Annotated in this window: 9 protein-coding genes and 3 rRNA genes; 4 read left to right on the top strand and 8 right to left on the bottom strand. The window is 66.4% G+C overall.

Annotated elements, in window-relative coordinates; genetic code table 11:
- Positions 1–477: 477 nt before the first annotated feature.
- On the bottom strand, positions 478–1806 hold the full coding sequence (locus FHR33_RS46590; protein WP_183662091.1) for a hypothetical protein: 1329 nt from the start codon (positions 1804–1806) through the stop codon (positions 478–480).
- Here FHR33_RS46590 and FHR33_RS53060 point away from each other — a divergent pair.
- Together FHR33_RS53060 and FHR33_RS46600 are read left to right on the top strand one after the other, a co-directional pair.
- Positions 1744–3504, top strand: a complete 1761-nt coding sequence (locus FHR33_RS53060) for a ribonuclease E domain-containing protein (RefSeq protein WP_183662092.1) — start codon at positions 1744–1746, stop codon at positions 3502–3504. The genes FHR33_RS46590 and FHR33_RS53060 overlap by 63 nt on opposite strands.
- Before the next feature lie 218 nt (positions 3505–3722).
- Positions 3723–4463 carry an SAM-dependent methyltransferase gene (locus tag FHR33_RS46600; RefSeq protein ID WP_246453726.1) on the top strand — a complete coding sequence of 247 codons (741 nt, stop codon included), beginning with the start codon at positions 3723–3725 and terminating at the stop codon, positions 4461–4463.
- Positions 4464–4531: 68 nt separating this feature from the next.
- Here the strand turns inward: FHR33_RS46600 and rrf are convergent.
- The 3 genes from rrf to FHR33_RS46615 form a co-directional block, all read right to left on the bottom strand.
- Positions 4532–4648 (bottom strand): 5S ribosomal RNA (gene rrf / locus FHR33_RS46605).
- 142 nt (positions 4649–4790) lie between these two features.
- Positions 4791–7896, bottom strand: a 23S ribosomal RNA gene (locus tag FHR33_RS46610).
- A gap of 364 nt (positions 7897–8260) precedes the next feature.
- Positions 8261–9782, bottom strand: a 16S ribosomal RNA gene (locus FHR33_RS46615).
- The 16S, 23S and 5S rRNA genes sit together here, the layout of an rRNA operon.
- A 514-nt stretch (positions 9783–10296) precedes the next feature.
- On the opposite strand from FHR33_RS46615, the gene FHR33_RS46620 reads away from it, so the two are divergent.
- Positions 10297–11622, top strand: a complete 1326-nt coding sequence (locus FHR33_RS46620) for a glycosyltransferase family protein (protein WP_312896086.1) — start codon at positions 10297–10299, stop codon at positions 11620–11622.
- A gap of 54 nt (positions 11623–11676) precedes the next feature.
- On the opposite strand, the gene tyrS is transcribed toward FHR33_RS46620, so the two are convergent.
- On the bottom strand, positions 11677–12942 hold the full coding sequence (gene tyrS, locus FHR33_RS46625) for a tyrosine--tRNA ligase (protein ID WP_183662096.1): 1266 nt from the start codon (positions 12940–12942) through the stop codon (positions 11677–11679).
- Positions 12943–13254: 312 nt separating this feature from the next.
- On the opposite strand from tyrS, the gene FHR33_RS46630 reads away from it, so the two are divergent.
- On the top strand, positions 13255–13659 hold the full coding sequence (locus tag FHR33_RS46630; protein ID WP_183662097.1) for a PH domain-containing protein: 405 nt from the start codon (positions 13255–13257) through the stop codon (positions 13657–13659).
- A gap of 11 nt (positions 13660–13670) precedes the next feature.
- Here the strand turns inward: FHR33_RS46630 and FHR33_RS46635 are convergent, their stop codons facing one another.
- The 3 genes from FHR33_RS46635 to FHR33_RS46645 are packed head-to-tail and all read right to left on the bottom strand — an operon-like array spanning position 13671 to position 16886.
- Entirely contained in the window at positions 13671–14258 is a 588-nt protein-coding gene (locus FHR33_RS46635) for a DNA-3-methyladenine glycosylase (protein WP_183662098.1), read from the bottom strand.
- Positions 14240–15694 carry an argininosuccinate lyase gene (gene argH, locus FHR33_RS46640; protein WP_183662100.1) on the bottom strand — a complete coding sequence of 485 codons (1455 nt, stop codon included), beginning with the start codon at positions 15692–15694 and terminating at the stop codon, positions 14240–14242. Before argH ends, FHR33_RS46635 begins: the two co-directional genes overlap by 19 nt.
- Entirely contained in the window at positions 15687–16886 is a 1200-nt protein-coding gene (locus tag FHR33_RS46645; protein WP_183662102.1) for an argininosuccinate synthase, read from the bottom strand. The genes argH and FHR33_RS46645 overlap by 8 nt, the downstream gene beginning before the upstream one ends.
- Positions 16887–16888: the final 2 nt, after the last annotated feature.

Consider the following 16888-nt stretch of genomic DNA (forward strand, 5'->3'; position numbering starts at 1 on the left):
ACCCAGCGGATCCGCGCAGCGAACCCGGCGCGCCGCCGTACCAGGGGAGTACGGCTCGGCTCACGTAATCTGCGCAGCCAACACGGCGCGCCCTACCCCGCGGAGGTACGGCTCGACCCAGCGGATCCGCGCAGCGAACCCGGCGCGCCGCCGTACCAGGGGAGTACGGCTCGGCTCACGTAATCTGCGCAGCCAACACGGCGCGCCCTACCAAGCGGAGGTACGGCTCGACCCAGCGGATCCGCGCAGCGAACCCGGCGCGCCGCCGCACCAGGGGAGTACGACTCGGCTCACGTAATCTGCGCAGCCAACACGGCGCGCCCTACCCCCGCGGAGGTACGGCTCGACCCAGAGGATCCGCGCAGCGAACCCGACGCGCCACCGTACCCCCAGGGAGATACGGCTCGATCCAGCGGATCCGGGCAGCGAACGCGGCTGCGCCGTACCGAGGAGATATCGGTACGGCGCAGCCCACGATCACTTCTTGTCTTCTGAGTCCTCGGGGTCGTCGAGGATGTCACCGAAGTTGGGCTCGATGAACGCGGGACCGATGCCGGCCTTAGCGGGCTCGCTCTCGCCCGACGTCGCCGGCGCCTTGGCCGCCCTGGGCTCCGTCGATGTCGCCGATCCCTTCGTGGAGTCGGCGAGCTCTCCGTCGAGGTCCTCCTCCAGATCGTCGAAGTCGTCGTCGGAGTCGTCGTCCGTGCCCTCGACGTCGCCATCCGACTCATCAGCGTCATCGACGTCATCGACGTCATCGACGTCATCGACGTCATCGACGTCATCGACGTCATCGACGTCATCGACGTCATCGACGTCATCGACGTCATCGACGTCATCGACGTCATCGACGTCATCGACGTCATCGACGTCATCGACGTCGTCGACGTCGTCCGAAGCCTCGTCGACCGGCTCCTCGCCGGAGTCGACCTCCGTGAGCTCCTCCTCGTCGTCGAAGTCGACCAGGGAGGAAGCGGCTACCTCAGAGCCGGAGACGTCCACGGAAGGGGCGTCACCGGCCGAGGGCTCCTCGTCCTCGTCGTCGTCATCGTCGAGGACGTCGGAAGGCTGCCTGGCCTCCGCCGCCCCGTCCTGCGCATCGCCCTCGTCATCGAGAACGTCGCCGAACTCCTCGTCGTCGGCCTGCATGCCCCTGGCACCCTCATCGGCACCCTCGACATCCTCGACATCCTCGTCGGCGTCCTCGAAGTCCTCTTCGATGTCCTCGATCACCGCGCCGGTGAGCTCGGCGTACCGCTCGGCGGCGTCCGTCTCACCGTCCTCGTCGAAGGCCATCGCCTTGGCGAACCAGTCCGTCGCCGCGTCCTGGTGACCCGCCTCGGCGAGCGCGTCGGCGTAGGCGAACGCCAGCCTGGCTGACCACGGACGCGCGTTGGTGTCGCGCAGCTCGGGCAGCCGCTGGAGGGTGATGACGGCGGCGTCGTGCTGGCCGAGGTCGCGGCGGGCGCCGGACTCGACGATGGCCAGCTCGATGCGTCCCGCCCTGTCGAGGCGCTCGGCCTCGGGCGAGCGCACCAGGTCGAGGGCGCGCTCGGGACGGCCCATCCCGCGCTCGCAGTCGGCCATGATCGGCAGGTAGGCGTCGGAGCCCGTCATCCTGCGCGCGGCGCGCAGATCGCTCAGCGCCTCGGAGAAGTTCCCCGCGCGGTAGGCGACGATGCCCGCCGCCTCACGGACGACGCCGATGCGGGCGGCGAACCTGCGGGCGACCTTGGTGTGCTCGTGCGCCCTGTCGGTGTCGTCCTCGACCAGCGCGCGCTCGGCGGCGACAAGGTGACGCCCCACGATCTCGGCGAGGTCGAGCGGCAGCGAGCGCAGCTCGTCACGGACGTCCTTGTCGAGCTCGTCGAGCGTGATGTCCGGCGGAATGTCGGGCAGCTGCTCGCGACGGGGAGCCTCCTCCTCGCGCTCGTCCCTGCCGAACCTGGCCCTGGACGCCGCGGGAGGACGATCCGCCGACCCGCGAGAGTCACGGGAGAACGGCCGATCCTCGCGTCCGCGGAACCCACCCTGCGGACGGTCCTCACGGTCGCGGAACCCGCCACTCTGCGGCCTGTCGCGGTAGCCGCCACCCTGGGGACGGTCACCCTGCGGGCGGTCCTCACGGCCCCGGTAGCTGCCACCCTGCGGACGGTCCTCGCGCGAGGCGTACCCGCGGTCGTCCCTGTTCTGGAACGGACGAGAAGAACGCGGCCTGTCATCCCCACGAGGAGCACCACCACGATCGTCACGATCCCGGTAGCCGCCACCCTGCGGACGGTCGTCACGACCGCGGTACCCACCGCCACCCTGCGGGCGGTCACGGAAACCGCCACCCTGAGGACGGTCGCCGCCCTGGGGCCGGTCGTCACGACCACGGTAGCCGCCACCCTGCGGACGGTCATCGCGTCCCCGGTAGCCGCCCCCACCCTGGGGACGGTCACGGAAGCCACCGCCCTGAGGACGGTCGCGGAAGCCGCCCCTCTCGTCGCGGTCGCGGGGCGCCCGGTCGTCACGGTCACGGAACCCGCCGCCCTGCGGCCTGTCGCGGAAGCCACCGCCCTGAGGACGGTCACGGTACCCGCCACCCTGGGGACGGTCACCCTGCGGACGGTCGTCACGGCCCCTGTACCCGCCGCCCTGGGGACGGTCACCGTACCCAGCGCCCTGCGGTCTGTCACGGAACCCACCACCCTGCGGACGGTCATCGCGACCGCGGTAGCCGCCACCGCCCTGCGGGCGGTCGTCACGACCGCGGTAGCCACCGCCACCCTGGGGCCGGTCATCGCGATCACGGAAGCCGCCACCGCCCTGCGGACGGTCGCGGAACCCGCCGCCCTGCGGGCGGTCACGGTAGCCGCCACCCTGCGGGCGGTCATCACGACCGCGGTAGCCGCCACCCTGGGGACGGTCACCCTGCGGGCGGTCCTCACGGCCCCGGTAGCCGCCACCCTGCGGACGGTCCTCACGCGAGGCGTACCCGCGGTCGTCCCTGTTCTGGAACGGACGAGAAGAACGCGGCCTGTCATCCCCACGAGGAGCACCACCACGATCGTCACGATCCCGGTAGCCGCCACCCTGCGGACGGTCGTCACGACCGCGGTACCCACCGCCACCCTGCGGGCGGTCACGGAAACCGCCACCCTGAGGACGGTCGCCGCCCTGGGGCCGGTCATCACGACCACGGTAGCCGCCACCCTGCGGACGGTCATCGCGTCCCCGGTAGCCGCCCCTGTCGTCACGCCCCTGGTAACCACCACGAGGACGGTCGTCGCGCGACGAGCCGCCTCTGTCATCGCGCCGCGGATAGCCGCCGCGCTCGTCGCGACCCTGGGAGCCGCCCTGCGGCCGGTCGCCGGACCTGAACGGCCGGTCGCCGCGGGGCTGTCCCTGCCCGCGCTCGCCGTACGAACGCCTCTCCCCGTCGCGGGGCGTGTCCCCGCCCTGGCCGCTCTGCTCGCGGCGGCCCTCGCCGTCCGATCCGTTATCTCTGTTCACTTCTAGGTCCATTTCGTTGGCTCACTCAGCGGACACGTGCTCCAACGCGACGGTCCACCGTGGCTGATCGCTGCCCATTTCGGGCCTTACGCGACGAAGGCCACCCGTGGTTGAGGGTGGCCAGGCCCCTTCAGCCTAGCAAGTCCCCGCATGTCCCCGCGCCTCAAGGGCTCACCGCGAAAAGCGTTCGCCCCCGCGAGCCCCTCAAGACGACAATGGCGGCCATGTCACTGCGCTTCCACGAGATCGCCGAATCCCGGCACCGCATCCTCAATCCGATCACCGACGCCAAGCTCGACCTGCTCGGCGAGATCTGCCGCATCAGAGAGGGCGCCCGCCAACTCGACCTCGCCTGTGGCAAGGCGGAGATGCTCAGCCGCTGGTCGGCGCGCTACGGGCTGTCCGGCGTGGGCGTGGACATCAGCGAGGTCTTTCTCGCCGCCGCCCGTGAGCGCGCGACCGAGCTGGGCGTCTCCGACCGCCTGACCTTCGTCCATGGCGACGCGGGCGGCTACACGACCGAGGAGCGCTTCGACCTGGTCTCCTGCATCGGCGCCACCTGGATCGGTGGTGGACTGACTGGCACCCTCGACCTGATGCGTCCGATGCTGCGCCCCGACGGTCTGGCGCTGGTCGGCGAGCCTTACTGGATCGGCGACCCGCCCGCCTCCGCACTGAAGGAGCTGGAGGGCTTCACCACGCTGGCCGGCACCGACGACCGCTTCGAGGCGGCGGGGTTCGAACTGGTGGAGATGGTGCTGGCCGACCCCGACAGCTGGGACCGCTACATGGCCAGTCAGTGGCTGACGTTGAGCGACTGGCTGCTGGCCAACCCCGACGACGCAGACGCCCCAGCGCTGCGCGACTTCCTGCGCCAGAGCCGCCGCTCCCACCTCGAGTACGGCAGGCAGCACCTCGGCTGGGGCGTCTTCGTGTTGCGCCCGAAGGCCCAGGACAGGACATAGTGGACGCTGGCGGCGTGTAGGAAAACAAAAAAGGCCACCCCTGTGCAGGGGTGGCCCTTTTGAAGATTGCGCGGCGGCGACCTACTCTCCCACACCCTCCCGAGTGCAGTACCATCGGCGCTGCAGAGCTTAACTTCCGGGTTCGGAATGTAACCGGGTGTTTCCTCTGCGCTATAACCGCCGCAACCCTGTGAAACTGTCAAACACAGACGTGCTTGTTGTTTCAGAATTGCATAGTGGACGCGGGCAAGAAGACCTTTGGTTTCGCGCTGCTCCGGACCCGGCGAAGAGTGACAGAGCTGCTGCAGAAACCAAAGCTTATGCTTTGTGGTCAAGTCCTCGGCCTATTAGTACCGGTCAGCTCCACACGTTACCGTGCTTCCACCTCCGGCCTATCAACCCGGTCGTCTACCGGGAGCCTTACCCACTCACGTGGTGGGAGACCTCATCTCAAGGCGAGCTTCCCGCTTAGATGCTTTCAGCGGTTATCCCTTCCGAACGTAGCCAACCAGCCGTGCACCTGGCGGTACAACTGGCACACCAGAGGTTCGTCCGTCCCGGTCCTCTCGTACTAGGGACAGCCCCTTTCAAGTCTCCTGCGCGCGCAGCGGATAGGGACCGAACTGTCTCGCGACGTTCTAAACCCAGCTCGCGTACCGCTTTAATGGGCGAACAGCCCAACCCTTGGGACCTACTCCAGCCCCAGGATGCGACGAGCCGACATCGAGGTGCCAAACCATCCCGTCGATATGGACTCTTGGGGAAGATCAGCCTGTTATCCCCGGGGTACCTTTTAGCCGTTGAGCGACGGCGCTTCCACATGCCACCGCCGGATCACTAGTCCCAGCTTTCGCTCCTGCTCGACCCGTCAGTCTCACAGTCAAGCTCCCTTGTGCACTTACACTCGACACCTGATTGCCAACCAGGCTGAGGGAACCTTTGGGCGCCTCCGTTACTCTTTAGGAGGCAACCGCCCCAGTTAAACTACCCACCAGACACTGTCCCCGATCCGGATCACGGACCAGAGTTAGACGTTCAAAACGACCAGAGTGGTATTTCACCAATGACTCCACCCGAACTAGCGTCCGAGCTTCACAGTCTCCCACCTATCCTACACAAGACGTTCCAAACGCCAATGTCAAGCTGTAGTGAAGGTCCCGGGGTCTTTCCGTCCTGCTGCGCGTAACGAGCATCTTTACTCGTAGTGCAATTTCGCCGGGTCTGCGGTTGAGACAGCGGGGAAGTCGTTACGCCATTCGTGCAGGTCGGAACTTACCCGACAAGGAATTTCGCTACCTTAGGATGGTTATAGTTACCACCGCCGTTTACCGGCGCTTAAGTTCTCACCTTCGCGCATTGCTGCGCTAAGCGGTCCCCTTAACGTTCCGGCACCGGGCAGGCGTCAGTCCGTATACATCGTCTTACGACTTCGCACGGACCTGTGTTTTTAGTAAACAGTCGCTTCCCCCTGGCCACTGCGACCCCCACCAGCTCAGAAAGCTAGTTTCGTCACCAGCAGAGGTCCCCCTTCTCCCGAAGTTACGGGGGCAATTTGCCGAGTTCCTTAACCACAGTTCACCCGATCGCCTCGGTATTCTCTACCTGACCACCTGAGTCGGTTTAGGGTACGGGCCGCCACAACACTCGCTAGAGGCTTTTCTCGGCAGCATAGGATCATCCACTTCGCCACAATCGGCTCGGCATCACATCTCAGGATACATGCGTCGCGGATTTGCCTACGACACTCCCTACATGCTTACCCCAGGAACAACCATCGCCTGGGTTGGACTACCTTCCTGCGTCACCCCATCGCTTACCTACTACCCGATCGGATCGAGCGTTCAGCCTCACCACTTGTCCCGAAGGACGCTGCGGGGCTTAAGGACTCTTAGCATCACGAGGTTCGATATGGGCGTGTTAAAGCGGGTACGGGAATATCAACCCGTTGTCCATCGACTACGCCTGTCGGCCTCGCCTTAGGTCCCGACTTACCCTGGGCGGATTAGCCTGGCCCAGGAACCCTTGGTCATTCGGCGGCAGGGTTTCTCACCCTGCATTCGCTACTCATGCCTGCATTCTCACTCGCACAGCCTCCACAACTAGATCACTCTGCTGCTTCGCCGGCTGCACGACGCTCCCCTACCCATCAACCCCGCAAAGGGGTCAATGCCACGACTTCGGCGGTGTACTTGAGCCCCGCTACATTGTCGGCGCGGAATCACTTGACCAGTGAGCTATTACGCACTCTTTCAAGGGTGGCTGCTTCTAAGCCAACCTCCTGGTTGTCTCTGCGACTCCACATCCTTTCCCACTTAGCACACGCTTAGGGGCCTTAGTCGGTGATCTGGGCTGTTTCCCTCTCGACTACGGAGCTTATCCCCCGCAGTCTCACTGCCACGCTCTCACTTACCGGCATTCGGAGTTTGGCTGACGTCAGTAACCTTGTCGGGCCCATCGGCCATCCAGTGCTCTACCTCCGGCAAGAAACACGTGACGCTGCACCTAAATGCATTTCGGGGAGAACCAGCTATCACGGAGTTTGATTGGCCTTTCACCCCTACACACAGGTCATCCCCCAGGTTTTCAACCCTGGTGGGTTCGGTCCTCCACGAGGTCTTACCCTCGCTTCAACCTGCCCATGCGTAGATCACTCCGCTTCGGGTCTACAGCATGCGACTCAAACGCCCTATTCAGACTCGCTTTCGCTACGGCTCCCCCACACGGGTTAACCTCGCCACACACCATAACTCGCAGGCTCATTCTTCAAAAGGCACGCAGTCACATCACACACCAGCAAGCTGATGTAAGCTCCTACGGCTTGTAGGCACACGGTTTCAGGTACTATTTCACGACCCCTCACCGGGGCACTTTTCACCTTTCCCTCACGGTACTAGTGCACTATCGGTCATCAGGGAGTATTTAGGCTTACCAGGTGGTCCTGGCAGATTCACACAGGATTTCTCGGGCCCCGTGCTACTTGGGATCCCCTCAAACAGCCCATCCGATTTCGCCTACCCGGCTCTCACGGTCTACGGCGCCCCTTCCCAGAGGCTTCAACTATCAGACAGGTTTCTCACTGTTTGTGGTCTCGGCAGAAACCACCAGAGGGTCCCACGACCCCGCTTGCGCAACGCCTGCCGGCTATCACACGCAAACGGTTTAGCCTCATCCGCTTTCGCTCACCACTACTCACGGAATCACTGTTGTTTTCTCTTCCTACGGGTACTGAGATGTTTCACTTCCCCGCGTTACCACCAACCGCCCTATACATTCAGGCGGAGGCAACACCACATGACTGGTGCTAGGTTTCCCCATTCGGACATCCCCGGATCAACGTCTGGTTGGCGACTCCCCGAGGCTTAACGCAGCCTCCCACGTCCTTCATCGGCTCCTGATGCCAAGGCATCCACCGTGTGCCCTAAAAAACTTGGCCACAAAGATGCTCGCGTCCACTATGCAAATCTCAAACAACAAACAGCAACCAGCTCCAAACCACACCAAGATGGTTCTTCGCTAGCCCTGTATGAGGCGGAACAGAAGGATCAGACCACCATGCGAAACCCGCAGCGGGTGGCCCCATGATCCGGTCCGTTTCCTCAGGACCCAACAGTGTGTCCAACCAGTTCCAGCCCCCTCGCGGCCGTTCCCACTCCCTCCGAAGAAGGCGGTACTAACCCGCAGGCAACCAGACCTGGTTGAGTAGCCAGTGCTCCACTAATGAGCTGCCGAGCATCAGACGTTCGCTGATGACCTCGACGTAGACCGAAGACTCGCGCCTTCGACCAGCTGCTCCTTAGAAAGGAGGTGATCCAGCCGCACCTTCCGGTACGGCTACCTTGTTACGACTTCGTCCCAATCGCCAGCCCCACCTTCGACCGCTCCCCCCAGCAAGCTGGTTGGGCCACGGGCTTCGGGTGTTGCCGACTTTCGTGACGTGACGGGCGGTGTGTACAAGGCCCGGGAACGTATTCACCGCAGCGTTGCTGATCTGCGATTACTAGCGACTCCGACTTCATGGGGTCGAGTTGCAGACCCCAATCCGAACTGAGACCGGCTTTTAGGGATTCGCTCCACCTCACGGTATCGCAACCCTCTGTACCGGCCATTGTAGCATGTTTGCAGCCCAAGACATAAGGGGCATGATGACTTGACGTCATCCCCACCTTCCTCCGAGTTGACCCCGGCAGTCCCCCATGAGTCCCCAGCACGCCGAAGCGCCTGCTGGCAACATGGAGCAAGGGTTGCGCTCGTTGCGGGACTTAACCCAACATCTCACGACACGAGCTGACGACAGCCATGCACCACCTGTCACCCAGTCCGAAGAGGGCCACATCTCTGCAGCTTTCCGGGCGATGTCAAGCCTTGGTAAGGTTCTTCGCGTTGCGTCGAATTAAGCAACATGCTCCGCCGCTTGTGCGGGCCCCCGTCAATTCCTTTGAGTTTTAGCCTTGCGGCCGTACTCCCCAGGCGGGGCGCTTAATGCGTTAGCTCCGGCACGGAGATCGTGGAAGATCCCCACACCTAGCGCCCAACGTTTACAGCGTGGACTACCAGGGTATCTAATCCTGTTCGCTCCCCACGCTTTCGCTCCTCAGCGTCAGGTAAGGCCCAGAGAACCGCCTTCGCCACCGGTGTTCCTCCTGATATCTGCGCATTTCACCGCTACACCAGGAATTCCGTTCTCCCCTACCTACCTCTAGCCAGCCCGTATCCACCGCAGACCCGCAGTTAAGCTGCGAGCTTTCACGGCAGACGCGACAAGCCACCTACGAGCTCTTTACGCCCAATAATTCCGGACAACGCTTGCGCCCTACGTATTACCGCGGCTGCTGGCACGTAGTTAGCCGGCGCTTCTTCTGCAGGTACACGTCAACTTCGTCCCTGCTGAAAGAGGTTTACAACCCGAAGGCCGTCATCCCCCACGCGGCGTCGCTGCGTCAGGCTTTCGCCCATTGCGCAATATTCCCCACTGCTGCCTCCCGTAGGAGTCTGGGCCGTGTCTCAGTCCCAGTGTGGCCGGTCGCCCTCTCAGGCCGGCTACCCGTCGTCGCCTTGGTAGGCCACTACCCCACCAACAAGCTGATAGGCCGCGAGCCCATCCCCAACCGAAAAGACTTTCCACCACCACCCGATGCCGGGGGCGGTCGTATCCGGTATTAGACCCAGTTTCCCGGGCTTATCCCAGAGTCAGGGGCAGGTTGCTCACGTGTTACTCACCCGTTCGCCGCTCGAGTACCCCGAAGGGCCTTTCCGCTCGACTTGCATGTGTTAAGCACGCCGCCAGCGTTCGTCCTGAGCCAGGATCAAACTCTCCAAACAATGTTTGAGAATTTCTCCCGGCTGAAACATGAATGTTCCAACCAAAGGAATCCGTCCAATGGACGGGGTTGTGCATCATGCACTGGCTTTTAACACACTGTTGAGTTCTCAAGAAACGGACGCGTCTTCCGCATTCGTTCGTGGTGCCGAGCCTAGCAGTCTTCTCGACTGCTCGAGCCGCACCGCCCCGTCTCCGGGGCAACCCTCTCAACTTACCGTGCCACTCGCGCCTTGTCCAATCAACCGATTTTCCGGATGATGATCGAGGTGCGCCGTACCGTCGGCTTGTTCAAGAGGGGTCTCCCTCGGGGCCCGTCCGCCGTCTCGCGGCGTCCGGCTCGCTCCCGGGGCACAGATGAGACTAGGTCGGTATCGCCATCCCGTCAAATCCGCGTCCGGCATGTCGATCTCGCCCCGTATCCTCCTCTAGGTGACCGCCACGATCGCCAGGCCCGAAAGCCCCCCACTGCCTCCTGTTATGACACCGCGGTGGGCTCCTCCCACCGCCGCGATCGTGGCATTCGCGGTGGCGCTCTCGGGTTCGGGCTCCTCCACGCTCAACGGCGACGAGCTGGCCACGCTCAGCGCCGCCCGCCGTTCCATCGCAGGGATGTGGGAGCTGGCCCAGCACATCGACGGGCACTTCCTGCCGTACTACCTGTTCATGCACTTCTGGGTGAAGGCCGGCACGGCCGAGCTGTGGCTCAGGCTGCCCTCCGCGCTGGCGATCGGGGTGGCCGCCGCGTTCCTGGTGTGCCTGGGCCGCCGCGTGCACAGCCTTCCCGCGGGCCTGGCCGCCGCCGCGCTGTTGTGCGTGCTGCCGTCGGTCTCCTACTACGGCGCCTTCGCCAGGCCCTACGCCTTCGCCGCCGCGGCGGTGACCATCTCCTTCTGGGCGCTGCACCGTTCCCGATGGGTCTCCTACGCCGCCTCGGTCGCGCTCGTCGGCTGTACCCACCTGTTCGCGGTGCTCGTGCTCCCCGCGCAGCTCGCGCTCCTGCGCGGCCGTACCAAGACGATGGTCGTGGCGATGGCGGCCGGTTTCGTGCCGGCCGCGGTGCTGGGTCTCATCGGGTACGGCGAGCGGCACGCGATCAGCTGGATCCCCCAGCGCGGTCCCGACGTCCTGCTGAAGTTCCCGAAGATGGCGGCGGGCGCCGAGGGGGTCGGCCTTGCGCTGTTCGCGGTGGCTCTCGCCGGGGCCTTCGTGCTGATCAGGCGCGACACGCGCTGGGGCCTGGCGATGACGGGGTGGCTGCTGCTGCCGCCCGTCCTGCTCCTGGCGGTCTCCCATCTGGTGACACCCGTGTACGTCGACCGCTACCTTTTCGTCACCGCTCCTGCGCTCGCGCTGCTGGCGGCGATCGCCGTGGCCGAACTGCCGCGCCTGGCCGTGCCCGCCGCCGTCGCGCTCACCGTCGGAGCGGCCGCGCTGGCCTTCCCGCAGCACCTCGACGTCAGGGAGCGCAACGGCCGCTTCGAGGACGTCCCATGGGCGATCGGCCGCATGAAGCTCGAACCAGGCGATGCGCTCGTCTACGGCCAGAGCTCCCTGCGCACCGGCTTCGACTACTACGCGACGAACGCCATGCCCGACGACGTCCTGCGTCTGGGCGACGCGCCAGCCGCCGACAGCTTCGGCTACCCCGAGCGGGCGGACGTCTCCGTCGCGCTGCGCGGACGCGACCGGGTCTGGCTGGTGTGGCGCGGCGCGAAGAGCGCCGACCTCCCGCAGCACGGCAGGGTACGGCAGGCGGGCTTCGCCCTGGTCAGGGCCTGGCACTCGGCCGACATCCCCGGCCTGACCGTCGCCCTCTACACCAGGAAGGAGCGACGCTGACGAAGACGGCGAAGCGGGCCCCCTCCACGAGGGAGCCCGCCGTGAACGTCAGTGTCAGCCGACGACGACGCCGCCGATCGACTTCTTGCCACGACGCAGCACGAGGAAGCGTCCCTGCAGCAGATCGTCGGCGGAGGGCGTGAAGGCCTCGTCGGTGATCTTCACGTTGTTGAGGTACGCGCCGCCCTCCTTGACCGCGCGCCTGGCCGCCGACTTCGACTCCACCAGGCCGCTCTCGGCCATGAGGTCGACCAGCGTCGCTCCGAGCGAGTCGACCTTGGCGAGAGGCACCTCGGCCAGCGCCGCCTCCAGCGTCGGGGCGGACAGCTCCTCGAGCGAACCCTGCCCGAACAGCGCCTTGGAGGCGGCCACGACGGCCTCGAGCTCGGCCCTGCCGTGCAGCAGCTCGGTGAGCTCCTCGGCCAGCGCCCGCTGCGCCTCCCTGGCGAACGGCCGCTCGGCGACGGCCTTCTCCAGCTCCTCGATCTCCTCGCGGCTCCTGAACGTGAACACCTTCAGGTAGTGGATCACGTCCCGGTCGTCGGCGTTGAGGAAGTACTGGTAGAAGGCGTAGGGCGAGGTCATGGCGGGGTCGAGCCAGAGCGCGCCGCCCGCCGTCTTGCCGAACTTGGTGCCGTCGGCCTTGGTGATCAGCGGGAGCGTGAGGGCGTGGACGTGGCCGCCCTCGACGCGGCGGACCAGGTCGACGCCCGCGGTGATGTTGCCCCACTGGTCGCTGCCGCCGATCTGCAGCGAGCAGCCGTGCCTGCGGTACAGCTCGAGGTAGTCGTTGGCCTGCAGGATCTGGTAGCTGAACTCGGTGTAGCTGAGCCCCTCGCCCGCGAGCCTGGCCGCGACGGACTCGCGGGCCAGCATGCGGTTGACGGGGAAGTGCTTGCCGATGTCGCGCAGGAAGTCGATCGCGGACAGCTCGGCGGTCCAGTCGAGGTTGCTGACCATGAGCGCGGCGTTGGGCTGCGCCTCGAAGTCGAGGAAGCGCCCGACCTGGCCGCGCAGCCGCTCCACCCATCCGGCGACGACGTCACCCGCGTTGAGCGAACGCTCGGTGTTGCGCCCGCTGGGGTCGCCGATCAGCCCGGTGGCGCCCCCGACCAGCCCGATCGGCCGGTGACCCGCCAGCTGGATGCGGCGCAGCGTCAGCAGCGGCACGAAGTGTCCGACATGCAGTGACGGAGCGGTGGGGTCGAAGCCTGCATAGACCGAGATCGGTCCCTTGGCCATGGACGCGCGAAGGGCGTCGAGGTCGGTGGACTGCGCGATCAGACCTCGCCATGCGAGGTCGTCGATGATGTCGGTCACGATTCCGGCTTTCCGAACGAGTGGAGATGGACTGGCTACAGAGTGCCCGATCTCGGCACCTGCCGCCACTTGAAAACCTCCTCGTGATCATGGCAGACGTCAGGCTCCCCCGCCGACGGCACGGCCACCCCGCTCGGCGAGACGGGACGGACCGCGGGCGGGGGTGAACGCCGGCGAGGGCTCTACGCGCCCAAGAACGACGTCTCAATCGAGTTCGATCACGAGAGCGGCGCCAGGACCTCGACCCCGAGCCCGGCTGGCCGAAGGCGGTGTCGGGGAGCGCGATCGTCTGGGGGCGGTAGCCTCGCAGGCATGTGGAGGGTTCGCCGCGAGCTGGTCGCCGTCAAGATCCTGGCCGCCGTGACCTGTGCCGCCCTCGGCGGCTACTGGTACCTCTCCGGCGACGTGCGCGGCGTGATCCTGGCCGTCCCCGCCACCCTGCTGGTCGGCGCCATGGCGCTCAGAGACCTCCTGGTCCCCGTACGGCTGGCCACCGACGCCTCCGGCATCACCGTCGCGCACGGCTACGCGGGCTCCCGCCACGTCCCCTGGGACCAGATCGAGGACATCAAGGTGGACGTGCGCACCCGCTACGGCAGGCGCAGCGAGATGCTGGAGATCGACACCGGCGACAACCTGCACCTGTTCAGCCGTTCCGACCTCGGTGCCTCGCCCACCGAGGTCGCCGCGGAGCTGCGGCGGCTCAGGGCGGCGTAGCCGGGAGCCGGTCAGCCACGCCGCCTGGGCACGTGCGCCCGGTACGGCGAGACCGTCGGATCCCCCTCGATCCAGAACCGCCAAGGGGTGTCGGCCCCTGTGGAGATCCCGGTCCTCGGTCCCGCGAGCACCGAGGCGGGCGGAGATCCGTCGAGCACCTTGCCGATCATGTCCAAGCCGTTGTCCTCACGCCCCCAGCCGAGCGCCACGGCCAGCCTGGCGGGGCCTCTGGCCAGGTCGCGGTCGCGGGCCCCGTTGCGCCGCGCCCTGGCCACGTCGAGGCCCGACACGATCTCGCCGGCGCGCAGCAGCACGGCCGAGCCGTGGCCCTCGGGCAGGCAGACGATGTTGGCGCAGTAGTGCATGCCGTAGGTGAAGTAGACGTACAGATGCCCCGGCGGGCCGAACATCACCGAGTTGCGCGGGGTCTGTCCTCGGTAGGTGTGAGAGGCGGGGTCCTCCCCCGGCAGGCCGTACGCCTCGACTTCAGTCAGCCTGACGCTGACCTCGCCGTGCACGAGGACGCGCCCGAGCAGTTCGGGCGCGACCTCGTGAGCTGGCCTGTCGAAGAAGTCCCTGCTCAGGAGCCCGAGGCCCATGCCGCCTGGGCGTCGACCGCCTCGCGAAGCGCCGCGAGCTGGTCGCGGACCCTGTCGGGCGCGGTGCCGCCGTGCGCCTTGCGCGCGGCCAGCGCGCCCGGCACGTTGAGCACGTCGCGCACGTCGGGGGTCAGGTGCGGGGAGACCTTCGCCAGGTCCTCGTCGCTGACCTCGCCCAGGTCGACATCGTTGACCTGGCAGTAGACGACCAGGTGGCCGACGGCCTCGTGCGCGTCGCGGAAGGCCACGCCCTTGCGCACGAGCAGCTCGGCCAGGTCGGTGGCCAGCGCGAAGCCGTCGGAGGCGGTCGCCGACATGCGCGCGGTGTTGACGCGCATCGTGGAGACCAGCCCCGCGACCGCGGGCAGCACCAGCAACAGGGTGTCGACGGTGTCGAAGACCGGCTCCTTGTCCTCCTGCAGGTCGCGGTTGTAGGTGAGGGGCAGGCCCTTCAGCACGGTCAACATCGACATGAGGTTGCCGATGAGCCGGCCCGACTTGCCGCGCGCCAGCTCGGCGACGTCGGGGTTCTTCTTCTGCGGCATGATCGACGAGCCGGTGGAGTAGGCGTCGTCCATCTCGATCCAGCGGAACTCCTGCGAGGCCCACAGGACGATCTCCTCGCCCAGCCTCGACAGGTGGATGCCGATCATCGCCGCGTCGAAGAGGAACTCGGCGGCGAAGTCGCGGTCGGCGACGGCGTCCATCGAGTTGGGCGCGGCCGAGGTGAAGCCGAGCTCCTCGGCGACCACGACGGGGTCGAGCGGCAGCGACGAGCCGGCCAGCGCGCCGGAGCCGAGCGGCGAGACCGCGGCCCGCTTGTCCCAGTCGATCAGCCTGTCGATGTCGCGGGCGAAGGCGTGCACGTGCGCGAGCAGCTGGTGACCGAAGGAGACCGGCTGCGCGTGCTGCAGGTGCGTCATGCCGGGCGCGGCCGTGTCGGCGTGCGTGGCGGCCTGCGCCATCAGCGCCGTCTCGACCTCCACCAACCTGGAGATGATCGCTCGCACGTTGTCGCGCAGATACAGGCGCAGGTCGGTGGCGATCTGGTCGTTGCGGCTGCGCCCCGCGCGCAGTTTGCCGCCGAGCGAGCCGAGTCGCTCGAGCAGCCCGCGCTCCAGCGCGGTGTGCACGTCCTCGTCGGCGACCGTCGGCCTGAACTCGCCCGTCTTGCAGGCGGTCTCCAGGTCGTCGAGCGCGCCGATCATGCGCTCGAGCTCCTCGTCCGTCAGCAGCCCCGCCCTGTTGAGCACGCGGGCGTGCGCCCGCGAGGCCATCAGGTCGTACGGCACCAGCCGCCAGTCGAAGTGCACGCTCACCGACAGCCGAGCCAGCGCGTCGGCGGGGCCCGACTCGAAACGCCCGCCCCACAGCCTCATCGGCTTGCCACCATCACTCACCGTAGTCTCCTCCTCGTCACCCGCGATCCTAGCCATGCCTGGCGTCACGGGCTGCCGCGATCTTGGAGGGCAGGCTCCACAGCTGGACGAAGCCCTTGGCCAGGGACTGGTCGAAGGTGTCGCCCGTGTCGTAGGTGGCCAGCGAGAAGTCGTACAGCGACTCCTCCGAGCGCCTGCCGGTGACGACGGCGCGGCCGCCGTGCAGGGTCATCCTGATGTCGCCTGAGACGTACTTCTGGGCGTCGGCGATGAAGGTGTCGAGGGCGTCCTTCAGCGGCGAGAACCACAGGCCGTCGTAGACCAGCTCGCTCCAGCGCTGGTCGACGCCGCGCTTGAACCTGGCCAGGTCGCGCTCCACGGTGACGTTCTCGAGCTCCATGTGCGCGGTGATCAGCGCGATCGCGCCCGGCGCCTCGTAGACCTCACGCGACTTGATGCCGACGAGCCTGTCCTCGACCATGTCGATCCTGCCGACGCCCTGGGCGCCGGCGCGCCTGTTCAGCTCGTCGATGATCTGGAACGGGCTCAGCGCCCTGCCGTCGAGGGCGACGGGCACGCCCTCCTTGAAGGTGATGACGACCTCGTCGGCCTCGCGCGGCTGGGCGGGGTCGGAGGTGTAGGCGAAGATGTCCTCGGTCGGGCCGTTCCAGATGTCCTCGAGGAAGCCGGTCTCGATGGCCCTGCCCCAGAGGTTCTGGTCGATCGAGTACGGGTTCTTCTTGGTGGTCTCGATCGGCAGGCCCTTGTCCTCGGCGAACGCGATCGCCTTGTCGCGGGTCCAGGCGTAGTCGCGGGCGGGGGCGACGACCTTGAGCTCGGGCGCGAGCGCGGCGAGGCCCGCCTCGAAGCGCACCTGGTCGTTGCCCTTGCCGGTGCAGCCGTGCGAGACCGTGGTGCCGCCGAACTGCTTGGCCGCGGCGACCAGATGCTTGACGATCAGCGGGCGCGACAGCGACGACAGCAGCGGGTAGCGGTCCATGTAGAGCGCGTTGGCCTGCAGGGCGGGCACGCAGAAGTCGGCGGCGAACTCCTCCTTGGCGTCCACGACGACCGACTCGACCGCGCCGCAGTCGATGGCGCGCTTCTGGATGACGTCCATGTCCTCGCCACCCTGGCCGAGGTCGACGGCGACGGCGATGACCTCGGCGTCCATCTGCTCGGCGAGGAAGGGGATGGCGACAGAGGTGTCGAGGCCCCCGGAGAACGCTAGTACGACTCTCTCGGACATGA

The sequence above is a fragment of the Nonomuraea dietziae genome (genome assembly GCF_014195505.1).
Classification (GTDB): Bacteria; Actinomycetota; Actinomycetes; order Streptosporangiales; family Streptosporangiaceae; genus Nonomuraea; species Nonomuraea roseola.